At 45.8% G+C, this 20,331-nt stretch carries 18 protein-coding genes; 8 read left to right on the forward strand and 10 right to left on the reverse strand.

The annotated features are described in order from the left end of the window. Positions 1–95: 95 nt before the first annotated feature. The gene (locus DW121_RS09465; protein ID WP_117711604.1) at positions 96–1,292 is read right to left on the reverse strand and encodes an acetate kinase; all 1,197 of its coding nucleotides are present in this window, start codon (positions 1,290–1,292) and stop codon (positions 96–98) included. An 18-nt stretch (positions 1,293–1,310) separates the two neighbouring features. After that, positions 1,311–2,327, reverse strand: coding sequence for a phosphate acetyltransferase (pta, locus tag DW121_RS09470; protein WP_117711605.1), 1,017 nt, complete (start codon positions 2,325–2,327; stop codon positions 1,311–1,313). A 230-nt stretch (positions 2,328–2,557) separates the two neighbouring features. Between pta and DW121_RS09475 the strand changes: the two genes are divergently transcribed. Genes DW121_RS09475 through DW121_RS09490 form a run of 4 tightly spaced genes read left to right on the forward strand, consistent with a single transcriptional unit; the run spans position 2,558 to position 5,590 of the window. Continuing rightward, positions 2,558–2,896, forward strand: a complete 339-nt coding sequence (locus tag DW121_RS09475) for a CidA/LrgA family protein (RefSeq protein ID WP_009121833.1) — start codon at positions 2,558–2,560, stop codon at positions 2,894–2,896. After that, positions 2,893–3,588: an LrgB family protein gene (locus DW121_RS09480; RefSeq protein WP_118323643.1), complete on the forward strand. Its 696-nt coding sequence runs from the start codon at positions 2,893–2,895 to the stop codon at positions 3,586–3,588. Before DW121_RS09475 ends, DW121_RS09480 begins: the two co-directional genes overlap by 4 nt. 50 nt (positions 3,589–3,638) lie before the next feature. Next, positions 3,639–4,553: a DUF2156 domain-containing protein gene (locus DW121_RS09485; RefSeq protein WP_117711607.1), complete on the forward strand. Its 915-nt coding sequence runs from the start codon at positions 3,639–3,641 to the stop codon at positions 4,551–4,553. A gap of 23 nt (positions 4,554–4,576) precedes the next feature. Beyond that, positions 4,577–5,590 carry a GNAT family N-acetyltransferase gene (locus tag DW121_RS09490; RefSeq protein ID WP_117711608.1) on the forward strand — a complete coding sequence of 338 codons (1,014 nt, stop codon included), beginning with the start codon at positions 4,577–4,579 and terminating at the stop codon, positions 5,588–5,590. Positions 5,591–5,596: 6 nt separating this feature from the next. On the opposite strand, the gene DW121_RS09495 is transcribed toward DW121_RS09490, so the two are convergent. The 4 genes from DW121_RS09495 to folP form a co-directional block, all read right to left on the reverse strand. Continuing rightward, positions 5,597–6,916: a TldD/PmbA family protein gene (locus DW121_RS09495; RefSeq protein WP_118323644.1), complete on the reverse strand. Its 1,320-nt coding sequence runs from the start codon at positions 6,914–6,916 to the stop codon at positions 5,597–5,599. Between the two features lie 75 nt (positions 6,917–6,991). Beyond that, positions 6,992–8,530 (reverse strand): TldD/PmbA family protein, encoded by a 1,539-nt coding sequence (locus DW121_RS09500; RefSeq protein WP_118323645.1) that lies wholly within the window; start codon positions 8,528–8,530, stop codon positions 6,992–6,994. Positions 8,531–8,719: 189 nt separating this feature from the next. After that, on the reverse strand, positions 8,720–9,484 hold the full coding sequence (gene cdaA / locus DW121_RS09505) for a diadenylate cyclase CdaA (RefSeq protein ID WP_117711611.1): 765 nt from the start codon (positions 9,482–9,484) through the stop codon (positions 8,720–8,722). A gap of 26 nt (positions 9,485–9,510) precedes the next feature. Further along, positions 9,511–10,383, reverse strand: a complete 873-nt coding sequence (gene folP / locus DW121_RS09510; protein ID WP_118323646.1) for a dihydropteroate synthase — start codon at positions 10,381–10,383, stop codon at positions 9,511–9,513. 109 nt (positions 10,384–10,492) lie between these two features. On the opposite strand from folP, the gene DW121_RS09515 reads away from it, so the two are divergent. Beyond that, the gene (locus DW121_RS09515; protein ID WP_117711613.1) at positions 10,493–12,523 is read left to right on the forward strand and encodes an ATP-binding protein; all 2,031 of its coding nucleotides are present in this window, start codon (positions 10,493–10,495) and stop codon (positions 12,521–12,523) included. A 6-nt stretch (positions 12,524–12,529) separates the two neighbouring features. Then, positions 12,530–13,828 carry a UDP-N-acetylmuramoyl-tripeptide--D-alanyl-D-alanine ligase gene (locus DW121_RS09520; protein WP_118323647.1) on the forward strand — a complete coding sequence of 433 codons (1,299 nt, stop codon included), beginning with the start codon at positions 12,530–12,532 and terminating at the stop codon, positions 13,826–13,828. Here the strand turns inward: DW121_RS09520 and DW121_RS09525 are convergent. Next, positions 13,825–14,223 carry a VanZ family protein gene (locus DW121_RS09525; protein WP_118323648.1) on the reverse strand — a complete coding sequence of 133 codons (399 nt, stop codon included), beginning with the start codon at positions 14,221–14,223 and terminating at the stop codon, positions 13,825–13,827. The two genes, DW121_RS09520 and DW121_RS09525, sit on opposite strands and share 4 nt — an antisense overlap. Positions 14,224–14,326: 103 nt before the next feature. Between DW121_RS09525 and DW121_RS09530 the strand changes: the two genes are divergently transcribed. Further along, positions 14,327–15,694 carry a sodium-dependent transporter gene (locus DW121_RS09530; protein ID WP_118323649.1) on the forward strand — a complete coding sequence of 456 codons (1,368 nt, stop codon included), beginning with the start codon at positions 14,327–14,329 and terminating at the stop codon, positions 15,692–15,694. Positions 15,695–15,700: 6 nt separating this feature from the next. After that, entirely contained in the window at positions 15,701–16,633 is a 933-nt protein-coding gene (locus DW121_RS09535) for a ComEA family DNA-binding protein (protein ID WP_117711617.1), read from the forward strand. A gap of 9 nt (positions 16,634–16,642) precedes the next feature. On the opposite strand, the gene DW121_RS09540 is transcribed toward DW121_RS09535, so the two are convergent. From DW121_RS09540 to DW121_RS09550, 3 genes are read right to left on the reverse strand one after another with little or no spacing between them, the layout of a single operon-like run. After that, on the reverse strand, positions 16,643–17,299 hold the full coding sequence (locus DW121_RS09540) for an ABC transporter ATP-binding protein (RefSeq protein ID WP_117711618.1): 657 nt from the start codon (positions 17,297–17,299) through the stop codon (positions 16,643–16,645). A gap of 42 nt (positions 17,300–17,341) precedes the next feature. Next, positions 17,342–18,052, reverse strand: a complete 711-nt coding sequence (locus DW121_RS09545; RefSeq protein WP_117711702.1) for a ThiF family adenylyltransferase — start codon at positions 18,050–18,052, stop codon at positions 17,342–17,344. A 42-nt stretch (positions 18,053–18,094) separates the two neighbouring features. Continuing rightward, positions 18,095–20,218 carry a cation:proton antiporter gene (locus tag DW121_RS09550; protein ID WP_117711619.1) on the reverse strand — a complete coding sequence of 708 codons (2,124 nt, stop codon included), beginning with the start codon at positions 20,216–20,218 and terminating at the stop codon, positions 18,095–18,097. Positions 20,219–20,331 lie beyond the last annotated feature (113 nt).

A 20,331-nucleotide genomic window follows, 5' to 3' on the forward strand; every position in this document is an offset into this window, starting at 1 on the left:
AGTCATTCGCATATGACGATGTTATTAAAAAGAAAATGCCGGAAACAGCTTCAACTGTCTCCGGCATTTTTATTAAAACTCTTGTAACAATATTGTTATTTCTTCAAGATAGCCATTGTATCCGAAGCAATCATCAACTCCTCATCGGTCGGGATTACTACCACCTTCACTTTAGAGTCTTCCGTAGAGATTACAGTTTCTTCGCCACGAATATTGTTCTTCTCCAAGTCAATCTTGATACCCATAAATTCGAGACCTTCGCATACTTCGCTACGACAGTTGCATTGATTTTCGCCAACACCGCCTGTAAATACGATGATGTCCACGCCACCCAAAGCGGCAGCATAAGCACCTACATACTTCTTGATGCGGTAGAAATACATCTTCTCTGCAAGAATAGCTTTCGGATTGCCCGCTGCTACGGCATTTTCCAAATCGCGCATATCACTTGACTCACCGAAGATACCCATAACACCGCTTTTCTTGTTCAGCAGATTGGACACTCCGTTTGCATCCAGATGTTCCTTATCCATGATAAAAGTAACGGCTCCGGCATCAATGTCACCGCTGCGAGTACCCATCATCAAACCTTCCAGCGGAGTCAAACCCATACTGGTATCTATACATTTGCCATCCTTAATGGCTGAGATAGAACCGCCGTTACCGATGTGGCAAGTGATGATTTTCTTTCCTTCCGGCTGCACTCCCAAGAATTCGCACACACGCTTTGATACATAGCGGTGAGAAGTTCCGTGGAAACCATAACGACGAACGCCATATTTCTCATACAGTTCGTAAGGAACGGCATACATATATGCGTAATCAGGCATTGTCTGGTGGAAAGCAGTATCGAACACACCAATCTGCGGAACATTAGGCAGAATAGCCGAAACGGCATTCACACCCTTTAAGTTGGCAGGATTATGAAGCGGAGCCAAGTCATTGCAAGCGGTAAATGCATCCAGCACTTCCTGAGTCAGCAATACAGATTCGCTGAACTTCTCACCACCGTGCACCATACGGTGACCTACTGCATTGATTTCATCCAAAGACTTGATGGCGCCATATTCGGGGCTAATCAACGTATTCAGAATAAACTCTACACCCACTGTGTGTTCCGGTATGTCTTTTTCAAGAATCTTCTTCTCGCCATTAGGCAAAGTCAGTTTCAAGAAAGAGCCTTTCAGACCGATTTTTTCAATACCACCTTGAGCGATAACCTCTTTGTGATCCATATCAAACAATTTGTATTTGATGGACGAGCTACCGCAGTTCAATACTAAGACTTTCATATTATATCAGATTTAAAGTTATTTAGCGTGTTTAGCGGCAATAGCCTGATTGGCAGTAATTGCAATCATACGATAAACATCCTCGATGGAGCAACCGCGTGACAAGTCATTTACAGGACGGGCGATACCTTGCAGAATCGGACCGACAGCATCGGCATGTCCCAAACGTTGTACCAGTTTATACGAAATATTACCTACTTCAAGGCTCGGAACAACCAGTACATTTGCGTTGCCTGCAATGGCTGAACCCGGAGCTTTGCTGGCGCCAACTTCGGGAACCAACGCAGCATCAGCCTGCAATTCACCGTCGATAGCAATATCAGGAGCCATTTCTTTAGCAATCTTCAAAGCGTCTACTACTTTATCCACCACTTCATGTTTTGCAGAACCCTTTGTAGAGAAGCTCAACAAAGCCACTTTCGGGTCAAGACCTGCAACAGCCTTAGCGGTACGTGCAGTACAAACAGCTATTTGCGCCAACTGAGAAGCATCGGGAACCGGAGTAACGGCAACGTCACCCATCACCAAAATACCATTCTTACCATATTCGGGAGCGTGTGTCAACAAAAGCATCGCACCGGAAACACAAGTAATGCCGGGAGCAGTCTTGATAATCTGCAAAGCCGGACGAAGCACATCGCCGGTAGTATTGCGAGCACCTGCCAACTGGCCGTCCGCATCACCGTTCTTGATAATCAAACAGCCTAAATAAAGCGGATTGGTTGCCAACTTGCGAGCTTCTTCAATAGTCATGCCTTTCTTCTTACGCAGTTCGAACAGCAACTGTGCATATTCTTCCTGCTTCGGGTTGTTCTCCGGATCAATAATAGTAGCCTTGGAAATATTGCCAAGTCCCCACTCTGTTGCGCAAGCGTTAATTTCAGTTGGATTACCCAACAGAATCAGGTCTGCAATACCATCTGTCAAAATTTGATTGGCAGCTTTCAATGTGCGTTCTTCCGTACCTTCAGGAAGAACAATGCGTTGGCGATCGGCTTTCGCACGCTCTAAAATTTCATTAATTAATCTTTGCATGATATTTTAATTGTGTATAAGAATCGGTAGTTCGTGTTATTCACGCCGCAAAAGTACACAATTTTGCAATATACACATTGCAATTTCGAGCCTTTTTCTACACCAAACGAGAATTATTATAATATTTAACACTAACAGATGATTTGCAAGAGAGTTCCTCATTTCAAATAGCTAACTTTGCAGCGTTTTCGAATATTCAATAGGTAGATATTATTTAATAATCAGGTATTATGATCCGTCAATGCGCCATCCTTTTCGGATGTTTAGCTTTGGGTGAATTGATTGTATTCTTAACGGGTATCAAACTTCCATCCAGCATCATCGGTATGCTGCTGCTCACCCTTTTCCTTAAGTTAGGTTGGATAAAACTGCACTGGGTGCAAGGTATGTCCGACTTTTTGGTTGCCAATCTGGGATTCTTTTTTATCCCGCCCGGTGTGGCGCTTATGCTTTATTTCGACATTATCGCCGCCGAATTCTGGCCTATTGTTATCGCCTCATTAGTCAGTACCCTGTTAGTACTTGTAGTTACCGGCTGGGTTCACCAATTAACACGTAAAATCAAATGAACTTTTTAGAAAATGAATTCTTCCTGTTGGCTATCACTTTCGGGATATTCTTCTTAGCCAAAATTCTTCAAAAGAAAACAGGAATCATGCTGCTGAACCCCATCCTACTGACCATTGCCATACTCATCATCTTCCTGAAAATGACAAATATCAGCTATGAAACCTATAACAAAGGCGGGCATCTGATTGAGTTCTGGCTAAAGCCCGCAGTAGTTGCACTGGGGGTTCCCTTGTACCTGCAATTGGAAACCATCAAAAAACAACTGCTGCCTATCTTGCTCTCACAGTTGGCAGGATGTATTGTAGGGGTTATCTCCGTAGTCCTGATAGCAAAGCTAATGGGGGCTTCCGATGAGATTATTTACTCACTGGCTCCAAAATCCGTCACTACCCCGATAGCCATGGAAGTAACGAAATCAATAGGTGGTATTCCCGCACTAACAGCCGCCGTAGTGGTTTGCGTAGGACTGCTGGGCGGAATACTCGGCTTTAAGACAATGAAACTTACCCACATAGGAAGCCCTATGGCACAAGGGCTGTCTTTGGGAGCGGCCGCACACGCAGTCGGAACATCAGCTGCAATGGACGTCAGCAGCAAATACGGTGCGTTCGCCAGTCTCGGACTAACACTTAATGGAATTTTTACGGCCCTGTTAACTCCAACTATTTTGCGATTATTAGGGTTGCTCTAACAAAATCTTCTTATTTTTGTTATTATATTCTCAACCAATAGAAATTATTTATGATTCCATTTAAAGATATCGAACTAAAAGACAAAGATGTTATTACCTCTTTCACGCTGAACAGTCCGCGCCGGAATTGCGATCTTTCATTCTCCAACTTATGCAGTTGGCGGTTCTTATACAACACAAAGTTTGCCATTATGGACGGATTCCTGTTATTGAAATTCTGGGCAGACGGAGAACTTGTATATATGATGCCTATCGGCAACGGTGATTTAAACAAGGTACTGGATGCGCTGATAGAAGATGCCAACCGTGAAGGAGAGCCTTTTTGCCTGTTAGGTATCTGTGCCGGAATGTGTTCCGAACTGGAAACTTTTATGCCCGGCAGATTTCAGTTCACGGCAGATCGGGACTATGCCGATTATGTGTATCTGCGCTCTGACCTCGCAACCCTGTCCGGCAAGAAGTTCCAAGCAAAGCGAAACCATATCAATAAATTCAAGAAGACTTATAATTACGAGTATACTCCCATTACAGCCGACCGCATTCAGGAATGCCTCGATTTGGAAGCGGAATGGTGCAAAGTCAACAACTGCGACCAGCATGAAGGCACAGGCAACGAACGCCGCGCATTGATATATGCCCTGCATAATTTTGATGCGTTGGGACTGACGGGAGGCATTCTTCATGTGGAAGGCAAAATTGCGGCTTTTACGTTCGGTATGCCTATCAACCAGGACACCTTTGGAGTACACGTAGAAAAGGCCGACACCGGTATAGACGGCGCTTATGCCATGATTAATTATGAATTTGCCAACCATATCCCGGAACAATACATCTACATCAACCGGGAAGAGGACTTGGGTATTGAGGGACTGCGAAAAGCCAAACTCTCCTACCAACCCGCCATTATCTTGGAAAAATACATTGCCTGCTTAAAGGAACATCCGGTGGAAGCCATTAAGTGGTAAGGTTATGATAAGGAGGTGAAACGATGCGGGAAAAAGTAAAGAACTTATGGAAACTATGTTTTAACGACAGCGAAGAATTTACGGATATGTATTTCCGCTTGCGTTACAGCAATGACGTCAACATAGCCATTCAAAGCGGTGAAGAAGTGATTGCCGCCTTGCAAATATTACCTTATCCCATGACCTTCGGAGAAGGAGAAATCAAGACCGGCTACATATCAGGCGCCTGTACGCATCCCGATTATCGTAACCGCGGGGCTATGCGTGAGTTGCTGTCACAAGCATTTGCCCGTATGCAACGGGATGATGTGTGTATCTCTACATTGATTCCGGCAGAGCCGTGGCTGTTCGGCTATTATGCCGGTGTGGGGTACGCACCTGTATTCAAGTATGCCTCAACTCTCTTCACTGCTTCAGACAAGATTATCGCTGATGAAACGGTTGTCCTACATCAGATTAATGACTATCAAGAAGAGACATACCGCTATTTAGACCGAAAGCTGAGGGAACGTTCTTATTGCATCCAGCACACGGAAGAGGACTTTCGGGTAATCATCGCTGATTTGCAGTTAGGCAACGGATGTATTTACACATTAAATCAAGGCGATAAGATTCTGGCTATGTCTGTCGCATATCCGACAGAGAGCAGTTGGCAAATCGGAGAGGTCGTTGCGGAAACACCCGATATGCACTCATTATTATTGCAACGTATCTGCGAACAGCTGAATATCCCGTCCGCCCGGGTCATTGCTCCGCCTGCGGCACAGCAAGACTCACAAGTACTGGGCATGGCACGCATCATCAACGCCAAAACGATACTGCAACAATATGCAGCCAAGCATCCGGAACAGGAAATGAACATCGCACTTACAGACCTGCAAATCAGTGCCAACAACGGTTACTATTATCTGAACAACGGTAAATGTATGAATAGTGCCAAGCGTCTGCCGGGCAGCCACTTGGCACTTACTATCGGCGAACTTGCCGAAAAAATATTATCACCAGTATACCCTTATATGAGTCTGATGCTGAATTAGCATTTGCTACAATCCGCTGAAGTCTACACCCTCAAATACCAATGAAGGAATACGCCAAGAGGAAGACATACGGGGATCATTGCCCACAGCGGATAAAGAAGCCCAAAGGGTAATCATATTACCTGTCACGTTCATTTCATTGATTGGTTGGGTCAGCTTGCCATTCTCAATCAAGAATCCCTCAATGCCGTACGAGAAGTCTCCGGAACTGCTGTTGCAGTTACCTCCGTTGAAACCGGTAACCAAGATACCTTTCTGCACATCCGCCACCAGACCATTCAAATCTTTATTACCCGGTTTGAGTATCAATAAGGAAGGAGAATTAACGGTAGGTTCCACTCCCATCTTCTTGGAATTGTAAGTGTCGATGAAGTATGTTTTCAGCACTCCGTCTTCAAATACAGAACGCGGTTCTGTTGCCACGCCTTCGCTGTCAAAATAGCGTGCGCCCCTTGCACCTATCATATGAGGTTCATCCATAAGATTCAGCAATCCCGCACCTACTTTTGTATTCAGTTTGTCCAGCAGGAAAGAATTCTTTTGCTGTAATGCAGAACCGTACAACGCACTCAATACCGGACTGAGCAGATTACTCGAATTCATAGGGTCTACCACCATCGTGTATTTACCGGAAGCCACCTTCTTTTGTCCGAGTTTCTTCAGGACACGTTCCAGAGCGTTCACGCCTATACCCGACTTCACCAGCTTATCATAGAACAAAGCCGACTCATACCAATAAGAAGACGGGCGGGCTTCTCCCTCTCCCCGCATCGCTACATCTGCAGACACTGAGAACCAAGTGGATTTGGACTCTCCCTCAAAACCGTTGCTTGTCAAGCGGTAAGAAGAATTCTCACCGTCACTGTACGAAGTACCTACGGAGATGATACGACTATCCTTACCCAAAACCTCCTCTGCGGCAGCACGTGCAACGGCTACCTTATCATCCGGATTGATAGTTTCGAATCGCTTGTCGAACAATTGCAAATCAGGCTTTCCACCTTTATAATAGCGGGAAGCGTCCGGCAATACACGCGCTTCGTCCACAGCCAGATAGCGCGTGGACTCGATACCATTCTTTATAAACGACTCCAATTCCTTCTTATCCAAACGGTTGGTTGAGTAAGAGCCATACTTGCCATCGACATACAGACTGATGCTAAGCCCGCTTTCCGAAGCTTGCTGCAATTTGTCCATTTTGGCATCACGCAGTTCAAATGAAGCGTTGGAGTTGGAATACAGCACCAACTTTGCTGCCCGGCATCCGTTCTTCAGGGCATAATCCATTGCCCACTGTGCCAGTTTTTTATTATTGTCCGTAATCATATTCTTAATTGATAGTTAACAGTTGACAGTTGATAATTAGAGAAACATTATCAGCTATCAATTATCCGTTAGTATTTAATTTTCTCCTCCTACAGTGAGTTTGCTGACCAATGCCGACGGCATACCGCACGTCACGGGACAAGACTGCCCGTCTTTGCCGCAAGTCCATGTACCATTGTCAATCTTGTCGTTGTCGGCAACCATTGTTATGTCTGCCAATGCCTTCGGACCATTGCCTATGATGTTGATATCCTTAATGGGCTGCGTCAGCTTGCCGTCCTCAATCAAGTAACCGGACTTCACAAAGAAAGTAAAGTCACCGGCTCCAATCTGAACCTGACCATTCGTAAACGTATCTACGAAAATACCGTTCTTCACAGTGGAAATAATATCCGCTTCTTTCATATTGCCGGCTTCCATATACGTAGCGCGCATACGGGGAATAGGCAGGTTGCGGAACGTATCGCGGCGACCGTTTCCGGTGGGATTCACGCCATAATGTTTGGCGCTGATACGGTCGTGCAGATAGCTGGTGAGCACACCTTCCCGGACAATATACGTTTTCTGTCCCTCCACACCCTCATCGTCGAAGTTCACAGAACCGCGGTTGAAGGGGATTGTACCGTCATCCACCACGTTAATATGCTCGTTGCACACTTTCTTATTCAACTGGCCGGAGAATATGGATATGTCCTTACGGTTGAAATCCGCCTCAAAAGCATGACCGATAGCCTCATGCAACAAGATGCCGGAACCGCCTGCACCCATTACAACAGGCATTTCACCGCCTTTGGGTTTGATGGCCTTAAACAGGATAGCTGTCCGGTCCACCACCTCGCGGGCAATCACGTCTACAACATCGTCTGTCATAAACTCAAAACCCCGACGATAGGACCTGCCGGCATAACCGTTTTCCATCTTACCGTTTTCTTCCATGATACAAACCGCCATGAAAGACACCATCGGACGGTAATCGTAGTAACTGACGCCTTCCGAATTACAGAACAACACGTGCGACGTGCTATCCTGCAAATAGGCCTGCACCTTGCGGACACGATTATCCAAAGAGAAAATCTTCTCATTCAGTTTTTCCAGATAAGGAATCTTCTCTTTTACGCTCACATCTTCCCAAGGAGAGGTCACAACATAGCGGTTTCGGGCTATTGTCTTCTCCGTCAGCCCTACCGGTTTGCCCGCCTTGCCCGAGGATGCAATGCGGGCGGCAGTGCGCGCGGCACGTAACATCTCTTCCAAAGTAACACCTTCCACGTATGCATAGCCGCTCTGGTCGCCGGCAAGCACACGCACTCCCATACCAAAATCAATGTTGGAACCGCAGTTATTTACCTTGCCGTCCATCAGACTCACATCATTGTTGAACGTATGCTCAAAATACAAATCTACGTAATCGCCTCCTTTTTCCAAAGCAACGGCCATTACTTTCTTTAAATCGGCTTCCGTCACGCCAAAATGATTGATGGCAGCAGCAACAGCTGACTTATTGTCCGCCCCGCCCAACGCTCCGCGCACAGACTCCGGCATAGCCAACGACGGCATAGCCAGTGAACCCAAGACGGCCATTCCGCCGGTTCGTAAGAAGTTTCGTCTATCCATTCTATTCAGTTATAAATTATGAATTATAAGTTACTTATCTTTACATACACAGAATCATGGGAAATAAGTCGTATATGGAGGTAGCCTCAGTCGTATACTTAGGGCATCTCAGTATACGACTGAGACTACCCTACAGAAACCGCATTGGTTATCAACCACTTACAAGCCGATAGAAACATCCGGTTTCATTTAAATTTCTTTTGTCAAAAGGCTCTCCAATTCCTCCGCGCTCAAGCGCAAATAGAACTGCCCCTTATAGGCAACAGAAATAGAACCCGTCTCTTCCGACACAATAATCGCATGAGCATCCGACACCTGCGATATGCCCATAGCTGCACGATGGCGCAGCCCCAGTTCCTTCGGAATATCCAGATTGTGCGACACAGGCAAGATACATCCCGCAGCCTTGATGCGCTTCTTGCTGATGACCATAGCCCCGTCGTGCAACGGGCTGTTCTTGAAGAAGATGTTCTCTATCAGACGCTGGTTTATATCGGCGTTGATTACCTCTCCCGTCCGCACCACATCGTCCAAAGGCACATTGTGTTCAATGACAATCAGCGCACCTACTTTCTGTTTCCCCATACTGATACACGCCATTACCACAGGCATTATTTCATCATGCTCCATGCTCTCTTTCTTATTCCCGGTGAAGAAACGCACCAGCGCACTGGCATGCTGATGTGAACCGAGCGTAAGCAGGAAACGCCGTATCTCGTCTTGAAACAGGACGATAAGCGCAAGCACGCCCACACTGACCAACTTGTCGAAGATAGACCCTAAAAGTTTCATCTCCAACACTTGGGAGACCACCAGCCAAATCAGGATAAACACAAGAATACCCGTAAACACGTTGATAGACCCGGAGGCTTTCATCAGCTTGTACGTATAGTAAAGCAGGAAAGCCACCAGCAGGATGTCTATAAAATCTTTTATGCCAAATTCAAAAAACACGGTCGTTAGCGATTAATGGTTAGCGATTAATAATTTGCACCCGATGCAGAACCGGCAGCAGTCATTGCTTCCACGATTTTCACCGTTTCCACCGCTTCCCGCACATCGTGCACACGAAGTATATCAGCCCCCTTCAGCAAACAAATGGTATCCAATACGGTTGTACCATTCAGCGCATCTTGAGGGGTAGTTCCCAACAGACGGTAAATCATCGATTTACGTGAGACACCGACCAACAAAGGAAGTTCAAAAATACGGAACTCCTCCAAATGAGCCAACAGTTCGTAATTATGCTCTACGGTCTTGCCGAAGCCAAACCCCGGGTCCAAAATAATATCTTTGACGCCCATATCACGCAGTTGCTGCACTTTACGGGCAAAATACATAAATACCTCTTTCAGCAGATTATCATAATGAGGATGCAGCTGCATATTTTGCGGCGTACCCTGCATATGCATCATGATGTACGGAACATTCAGGTCGGCAACAGTACGGAACATATTGTCATCCATTTCTCCGGCTGCAATATCATTGATGATTGCCACTCCATACTCCTCAACACACATCCTCGCCACATCCGCCCTGAAAGTATCTACCGAGACAACCGCGTCGGGCTGTACTTTCCTGAGAATACCCAGTCCCATACGCAGACGTTCCATTTCTTCATCGGGCGACACATTCTCCGCATTAGGACGTGAAGAGTAAGCGCCGACATCGATGATGCCCGCCCCCTCGGTCACTATCTGTTCTATGCGGCGCGTTATATCGATTTCCGTCTGCATACGGCTACCGGCATAAAAAGAATCGGGAGTGACATTGAGAATCCCCATGACACAAGGAGAAGAAAGGTCTAACAAGAAACCGTTGACATTTATATATTTGGATTGCAGAGCTTTCATTGACAGTTCTTTTTTATTAGATAACTGCAAATGTAAACAAAAAAGCCTTTGTTGGTGCACCAAGTTCAAAAAATAAAGTATCTTTGTTCACAATATACAAGTATTTATCATGAAGGTAAGTTCCAAACAATTCTTTACCATCTTATTCTGCGTTCTGTGCTTCTCTTTTATGCTCTATGGCTCATCTGCGCAAGGACAACAAAAGAACGCAATGAAGGAATACAACGTGGATAGTGTTCTATACGACTATTATCTGCGCTGCAAGGCAGAGATTTTATCTCCCGCCATCATGCAGATGGCAGATACTTTATTCCGCATGGCAGGCGAAAAAAAAGACTTGCGTATGCAGGCAGTAGCCTTAACCAACAAGCTGGACCACCATTACTTTCAAAACAAAAACAAAGACAGTATCCTGTACTACGTAGAACTGGTAAAGAAGTTCTCTACAGAGACAAACCAGCCTAAGTATTACTATTTTGCATGGAGCAAAAGGCTCATCAACTATTACATCAAACAACGCCAATACAATATGGCTTTGTACGAAGCCGATAAAATGATGAAGCAGGCTGAGCAAGACAACTATCCCGCCGGAATGGCAAATGCTTACAATATATTGAGTTCCATTTACCAAACCAAAAGACTTTTTAAGCAGGCTGCCGAAGCTCGGGAAAAAGAAATAGAAATTACCCTGAAGTACAACATCGACACCTATAATCTGGGAAATACATGCTCCCTGCTGGCCTCTTTCTATTGTACTTTGAGAGAGATGGATAAAGCCAAAGAATGTCTGGACAAAGCCGAAAAGTATATATATAGCGCTCAGCAGGAATATTACTTTTACTTAAGATACGCCGATTACTATCAAGCCCTTAAAGAATATCCCAAAGCAAAAGAATGCCTGCAGAAAGCCAAAAAGCTATTGGATGAGGAAAAAGAAGTGCAGCGAATGGCTACTGACTATTATCAGAACGAAAGAAACTATTACATGGCTACCCGCCAACCTGCCAAAGCGCTATCCGTACAGGAATATATCTCCCGGAATTATGCAAATAAAGTCTCTTGGGGAGATGAATTATTGAGCAAAGCAATCATCTACAGGGAAATGGGAAATACTGCCAAAGCAGTCGAATATTATAGTGCATATATCCAGAAGACCGATTCCATAAACCGGATTCATGAGGATATTGCCGCCGGAGAATTCTCCGCCATATTAGGAGTGGAAAAGCTCAACATTGAAAAAGCGGAACTTCAGCAAAAGGCCCAACAGCAAGATCTGGCAAATAAGCAACGCATCATTGTACTGCTAATTGTACTGCTAATCCTCGGCTCGATATTCTTCTACCGTGAGCACCTGCTCAACGGAAGACTCAAGACATCTCAAAAAGCAATTTCCGAGAAAAACAAACGGCTGCTTATCTCCGAGCAGGAACTGCTCATCGCAAAGGAGCGCGCCGAACAGGCAAGCATAATGAAAACGGAATTCATACAGAACATGAGTCACGAAATCCGTACTCCCCTAAACTCTATCGTGGGTTTCTCCCAGATACTAAGCAGTATCAGCGGTGAAAGTACGGAAGCGCAAGAATATGCCGGTATCATAGAGCAAGGCAGCAACAACCTGCTACAACTGGTAGAAGACGTATTGGATATTTCGAGTTTGGACAGTGGCACAGAGATACCGACCGATATTCCGGCAGATGCTACGAGATTATGCCGGGAGTGCCTTGAAAAAGCCACTAACGACCTTAAACCGGGAGTTACGCTCAGACTGCAGGCAGAGCAGGAGGAATTTGGCTTTTATACCAACCCGAAGCGCATCTGCCAAATACTCTCTCACCTGCTGAAGAATGCCTCGAAATTCACGTCAGACGGTAATATTACTCTTGGTTGGCACACGGACAAGGAACAGCAACATATCATCTTCAGTGTGACAGATACCGGGATAGGCATCCCCGCGGACAAACAAGAGTTTGTATTCGAACGTTTCACTAAGATAGATACCTTTGCGCAAGGCACCGGACTGGGACTGTCCATCGGACGCATTTGCGCAGAAAAGATGGGTGGCAACCTTACGCTCGACCCGAACTACACGAACGGCTGCCGGTTCTTGCTAACCTTACCATTGAAAACCAAAGAATAGAAAATCATGGATATAACCACTCTTTATCAAATATTCCTTAGCTGCACCGGCGTCACCACCGACAGCCGCAGCTGCCCGAAAGGCTCATTGTTTATCGCCCTGAAAGGCGATACATTCAACGGCAATGCCTTTGCCTCCAAAGCGCTGGAAGCAGGAAGCGCCTACGCGGTTGTGGACGAAGCCGCCTATGCCCCCGCCGGAGATATACATTATATATTAGTGGACAACTGCCTGCATACCCTGCAGCAACTTGCCAACTATCATCGCCGCCAACTGGGCACACGCATCATCGGCATCACCGGAACCAACGGCAAGACTACGACCAAGGAACTTATATCTGCCGTCTTGTCGCAAAAGTACAACATACTGTACACACTGGGAAACCTGAACAATCCAATCGGTGTGCCGCTCACCCTTCTCCGCCTGAAAGCCGAACACGAGCTTGGCGTGGTGGAAATGGGAGCCAGCCATCCCGGAGACATCAAGGAACTGGTAGAAATAGCCGAACCAGATTATGGAATCATCACCAATGTAGGAAAAGCCCATTTAGAAGGATTCGGTTCTTTTGAAGGCGTTGTCCGGACTAAAGGTGAACTGTACGACTATCTGCGCCGGCAAAGCAACTCCACAATCTTTCTTCATCAGGACAATCCTCACCTCACAGAAATAGCCTGGGGGCTGAATCCGATAACCTATGGAGAAGCGGACAATTTATATGTCAATGGACACGTCACCGGAAACTCCCCTTATCTTGCTTTTGAATGGAAAGCCGGGAAAGAAGGAGAGCGTCATGAAGTGCATACCCAACTGATTGGCGAATATAACTTCCCCAATGCCTTGGCAGCCATCACTATCGGGCGTTTCTTCGGAGTAGAACCGGAGAAAATAGACAAAGCCCTGAATGAATATGAGCCTCACAACAACCGTTCGCAGCTGAAAAAGACAACGGACAACACACTGATTATTGACGCTTACAATGCCAACCCGACAAGTATGCTGGCATCCATCAGCAACTTTCACAATATGCAAGCCTCACAAAAAATGCTGATATTGGGAGATATGCGCGAGTTGGGGAAAGACAGCCCCGAGGAACACCAAAAGATAGTAGACTATCTGGAAGAATGCGGCTTTAAGGATGTAGCGCTGGTAGGTGAACTGTTTGCCGAAACCCGTCACACCTATCCCACCTACCCCGACGCTCCGGCATTAATAGCCGAACTCCGGAAGAATAAGCCCTGCGGAAAAACAATCTTAATAAAAGGTTCAAACGGAATCAAACTGAACACCGTAACAGACTATCTCTAATCCACAGATTTACGCATCATCCCCGGCTTCAATACAAAATAAGCTATCAATGATGACAGAACAGCTCCCGTGGTATTGGCTGCAAAGTCCAGCCAATCACCGCCACGGTAGGTAGTGCAATACTCCTGCAACAACTCCACTGCCCCGCTAAACAACACCGGACAAACAAATGCTCCCACCCACGCGTGCCATATAGGGGTATGGTCTCTGCGATGCGCCCGCAAGAATTCCAGCCACAGCATACCCGACATACCGAAATACATACAGATATGCACAACCTTGTCAAGATAAGGGATAGTGCCCAGTTCAGTGGCAGGCGGCTTAAAAAACGACAAGTAAATTACGGTAAGTATCACCGCAAGTGATACCGGATATTTCTTAATATAATATAGCATATCTCAAATAATGAACAATCTGTGCACAAAAGTAGGGAACATTTTCTATATTTGCACGTTTTAAGAGCTATTAATAACGAATTGTAAGAAAAATCCACGTTTTATGACAAGAAATGAAAGAGCGAACTTTGGAAGCAAGCTGGGAGTGATACTTGCCTCAGCCGGTTCCGCAGTTGGTTTGGGTAATATCTGGAGGTTTCCTTTCGAGACAGGCAACCATGGCGGTGCAGCCTTCATACTGATATATTTGGTTTGTGTTCTTATCTTAGGAATCCCTATCATGATGGCGGAATTTCTTATCGGACGCCGTTCGCGCGCCAACACAGCCGGAGCATATCACAAACTGGCTCCGGGAACCCAATGGCGCTGGGTGGGACGAATGGGCGTATTAGCCGGATTCCTTATCTTGGGTTACTACTCGGTAGTGGCGGGATGGACTTTGGAGTTCATAGGAGAAGCCGCCACCAACAGCTTTGCCGGCAAATCAGCCGCAGAGTTCATCGCTTCCTTCAATGGTTTTGTCAGTAATCCGTGGCGTCCTATTCTATGGTTGATTTTATTCTTGTTGGCCACCCACTTCATCATCGTAAAAGGAGTGGAAAAGGGTATCGAGAAATCAGCAAAAATAATGATGCCTATGCTATTCATTCTGCTGATAGTACTTGCCATTTGTTCCATATCACTGCCCGGTGCAGGCGCAGGTATCGAATTCCTGTTAAAACCGGACTTCAGCAAGGTGGATGGCAACGTGTTCTTAGGAGCAATGGGGCAGGCATTCTTTTCACTAAGTCTTGGCATGGGGTGTCTCTGCACATACGCTTCTTATTTCAGGAATGACACCAACCTGCCTAAGACGGCGCTCAACGTAGCCGCTATCGATACATTAGTTGCCATTCTTGCAGGAGTCATCATCTTCCCCGCCGCATTTTCGGTAGGTATCCAGCCGGATGCAGGACCGAGTTTGCTGTTCATCACACTGCCCAATGTGTTTCAACAAGCATTCGGCGGCATACCTTGGTTGGCAATCGCCCTGTCACTCATGTTCTATATCTTACTGGCACTTGCGGCATTGACTTCAACCATTTCTTTACACGAAGTTGTAACGGCCTACCTGCATGAAGAATTCAAATTCACACGCGGTAAGGCGGCGAGATTGGTCACGGCCGGTTGTATCATACTGGGGATATTATGTTCGTTGTCGTTAGGCGTAGGAAAGAATTACACAATCTTTGGTCTTAACCTATTCGATTTATTCGACTTTGTAACCGCCAAAATCATGTTACCGCTGGGTGGCTTCTTTATCTCCATCTTTACCGGTTGGTATCTAGACAAAAAGATTGTCTGGGAAGAAGTCAGCAATAACGGAACTTTAAACATACATATATACAAATTATTAATCTTCATTCTAAAATTCATCGCTCCAATAGGTATCGGGCTTATTTTCATCAATGAATTGGGTTTCCTCAAATAAACCATCATGAAAAACCCGTTTAAAGACTTCTTATACTTCTCCCGGGGAGAAAGACGTGGCATCCTTGTTCTTATCATTGGAATTATCCTAATCTTTCTCTCCGGGCATATTTATTCTTTCCTGCAAAACAACCGGCAACTTTCTGATGAAGAAATTCGGGAACAGGCTGCCGCCCTGAAAGAATACGATAGCTTTATCAGTTCTATACGGGAACAAGAAAAAAAGGCGAATGCCCGCTTCAATAAGCCTGGAAGATATAAAAGGGAAACAGTCATATTAGCTCCCTTTGACCCTAACCGTGCGGATTCCATTACCTTCTGCCGCTTAGGCCTTCCTGCATGGATAGCAAGGAACATCTTACGCTATCGGAGCAAAGGGGGAAAGTTCCGCAAAACAGAAGATTTCAAAAAGGTATACGGATTGACAGAAGAACAATACCGGACACTCTCCCCTTACATCTATTTTACGGCAGAAGACACTATAAGAAAGGCAACCGCTCTACTTACTCTCCCGCAAACAAAGAAAGACAGTCTTTATAAATATCCGGCAGGCACAGTGCTCAACTTAAACCATGCAGATACCACCGAGTTGAAGAAGATTCCCGGCATAGGCAGCGGCATAGCACGATTAATAGTGGGTTACCGACAACGTTTGGGCGGTTTTTACCAAATAGAGCAATTGCAGGATATTCATTTGGACTATCGCCAATTGCAAACATGGTTCATTGTTGCGCCCTCTGAAATCAGTCGCATCAACCTGAACCGCGTCGGTATAGAACGTCTCCGCCACCATCCTTACATAAACTTTTACCAAGCAAAAGCCATTGTAGAATACCGCAAAAAGAAAGGTACACTACATAATCTCAAGCCATTTGTCCTCTACGAAGAATTCACCGAGAGTGATCTGGAGCAGTTGAGCCACTATGTTTGTTTTGAATAGGAACAAAATCTAATCCTTACATACCGCCCCATCTTTCAGATGAATAGTGCGGTCTGTAATTTGTGCCAATCCTTCATCGTGCGTTACAATGACAAACGTTTGTCCCAAGCGGTTACGTAAATCAAAGAACAACTGATGTAGTTCTTCTTTGTTATGGGTGTCCAAACTTCCGGATGGTTCATCCGCCAGCACCACTGCAGGATGATTAATGAGCGCACGTGCAACAGCAACCCTTTGCTTCTCGCCACCGGACAACTCATTAGGCTTGTGCGAAGCCCGTTCCGCCAACCCCATAAAATTCAACATCTCAATAGCTGCAATTCTGGCCTCTTGCTGCCCCACCCCGGCGATAAAAGCCGGTATCATCACATTCTCCAAAGCAGTGAATTCCGGCAGTAATTGATGAAACTGAAAAACAAAACCTATATGCCTGTTACGGAAAGCGGAGAGTTCTTTTTCATTCAACAGATTCACCAACGTACCGTCAATCGCCACCGAACCGTTATCGGGCATATCCAGTGTCCCCATAATCTGCAACAAAGTAGTCTTTCCCGCACCACTGGGACCGACAATACTTACAATTTCCCCTTTTTCTATTTCCAAATCGATACCCCGCAATACCTGCAAATTGCCAAAGCTCTTCGTTATTCCTTCTAATCGTATCATCGTTTTAGTTACTATTTGACTATTGACTATTTGATAGTCTTGTTACAATCTTTTAATGACGTATTCCGCAAGGTAACATCCAAACACTGCCGGCATATAGCTTACAGTTCCGCAAGTGGATTTCTTGTTCTGTTCATCTTCCGTCAACAGCACCGCCTTTGGGTCGGCTTGCTCGGTACTGAAAACGACCGGAAGTTTACGTTTAATCCCCAATTTTTGCAAGCGTTTTCTCACCGCCTTACTCAATCCGCAGTGATAGGTATCCCATATATCGGCAAAACGTATCTGCGTAATATCACTCTTGGCTCCCGCCCCCATGCTCGACACAATCTTGATATGCCGCTTCAGTGTTTCCGCTATCAAATAACATTTAGGAGCAAGCGTATCAATAGCGTCTACCACAAAGTCATAGCAGGCAGCATCAAGCAGTTCGGATATATTATCGTCTTTCAGGAATACAGGCAATACTGTCAGTTGTACCTCCGGGTTGATATCTTTAAAACGTGCCGCCAAAACTTCGGCTTTCTCCCTTCCCATAGTGGAGTGTAAAGCAGGAAGCTGACGATTTATATTGGTAGGCTGCACCGTGTCCGCATCTACAATCGTCATTCGCCCCACACCGGCACGGCATATCATTTCGGCCGCATAAGCGCCTACTCCTCCAAGACCGACCACCAACACGTGCGCTTGCCGCAACCGTTCCATTTTCTCCTCGCCCAACAAAAGCCGGGTTCTCTGTCTCCAATCCTCCATCATCGCTAACCGCTAATTATTAACCACTAATCACTTATCCTCTCAATCCTCCTTAAACCATTTATAAACCCACTTCCCTACTTTCTCATAGTGTTGCGCCTCATTACGCGGATTAGAGAAAGAAACAGCATCCTGAGGTTCGCCCAATTGGTCGGGATAAAGTACAATCAAACTATTATTAGAGAAATATTTGCCCAGCTGCGCCGGAAGTTTCTCGAAAGAACTATCGTAAGAGATAGAGCCTCTACGCGCGCTTATCACTACCAACAGGTGGTCATAATTCACCTGCCCGGTCAATATCAGCAAATCTCCCCAATCATCCAGACGAGAAAAATCCGTCAAGGTCTGCCCATGCTTCTTCTTTACCAATGCCTGCAACTGTACAGTCGTTTCCTCATTTGCAAAGAAATGTACCCGGCAGCCCAACGTGCCGCCCATCCGGCAAAAATGCTCCACCCATTTCTGGAATCCGGCTTCGTATTCCGCCTTAGGGGGGACGGCTATGATAATCCGTCGTATCGTATTAATCGGAATCAGGAACTTAGCAATCATAACTTCACGGTGCAAACCTTTCAGCAAGTTCTCGGCAAGCATACCGAAGAAAGAGTCCACAATATTGACCTTACGGTGCAAGCCGATAATCACATCAGTCACCTCGTATTCTTTCGCTGTATGGATAATGCCCGCAGCAATATTCAAGTCATACCGGGTAATCTGGCGCAACGGCACATCGGCGGAAGCCGTAATCATGGCCGCCTTCTCCAAATACCTCTTGCCGCGGAGTTCCAAGCCCTCGGAAGTATTGTTGTCATTGATTACGTTCAATGCCAACAGATTATCTTTCTGTTTGGTATCACGTATTAGCAAGGATAGGTTCATCAGATATTCAATCGTATCAGGATTCGCCACCGGAATAAGAATCCTTTCCGCCTCAACCGTACGTTCTTCTTCCAGATGTGCTTCGCACATAGCAATCTTACGCGCGGCCCTTTCCGTAATAAAAGAGCTCACCACACACGTAACGAGAATCAGCAATACCGTACCGTTCAACACATCCTCATTCAGCAAACGCTCACCGTTCGGCAAGATGATATTATAACCCACCAATACCGCCGCCAGCGTAGCCGCAGCCTGTGCATTGCTCAAGCCGAACATCAACTCACGTTCTATGGGAGCCATTTTATAGATTTTCTGCGTCAGCCAGGAAGCAATCCACTTGCCCACCAATGCCACAACAATCATAACAGTAGCCACCTTCAAGGCGTCTCCCTGTCCGAAGATGACATGAATATCAATCAGCATACCCACCCCTATCAGGAAATAAGGTATAAACAGAGCGTTGCCCACAAACTCCAGATGATTCATCAACGGTGACACATGCGGTATGAGACGGTTCAGCACCAACCCTGCCAAGAACGCTCCCAAGATGCCTTCCATGCCCACGAACTCCATCAGGCCCGCTCCCAGAAAAACCATGGCAAGCACAAAAATAAACTGCATCACATTATCATCATAGCGGCGGAAAAACCAACGTCCGATACGCGGGAACGAATACATAATCAGAGCTCCGAGAAAGACAACCTTAATCACCAGCCACAGCCAGAACAACCCGCCGGACTCTCCCTTGAACAGACCGCCCACCACTGCCAGTACCAACAACGTAAGCGTATCCGTTACCGCCGTCCCTCCCACAGCAATACTTACACTGCGATGACGGGATACACCGTAACGAATCACAATCGGATAAGCCACCAGCGTGTGCGAAGCATACATACTTGCCAACAATATGGACGTCACGAGACTGTACTTCAGCAACATCATATTGGTGACCAGACCGATGCCTATCGGAATGACAAAAGCCAGCAATCCCAGCATCACAGCCTTTCCGCGATTCTTCTTGAAGTCACCCATATTCATTTCCAGACCTGCCAGAAACATGATATAATAGAGCCCGACCTTACCGAACAATTCAAAACTGCTGTCGCGCACCAAAATATTGAAGCCATGTTCTCCAATCACCAAGCCTGCCAAAATCATACCGATAATATGAGGTATACGCAATTTATTCAGCAATATAGGCGCAAACAATATAATAAGAAGTACAAGGAGGAATATCCATGTAGGGTCTGTTATAGGAAGTGTTAAACTGAGATTGAACCAGTCCATACGCAGCGAGTTTTAGGTTTTAACTGCAAAATAACGAAAAAGTTTTCACTTTATGCGGTGTCATACAGCAATTTGTTATAAATTTGCACCCAATTCTATCATTTATAGATAGA

The organism is Bacteroides sp. AM10-21B (assembly GCF_003472565.1).
GTDB classification, from domain to species: domain Bacteria; phylum Bacteroidota; class Bacteroidia; order Bacteroidales; family Bacteroidaceae; genus Bacteroides; species Bacteroides propionicigenes.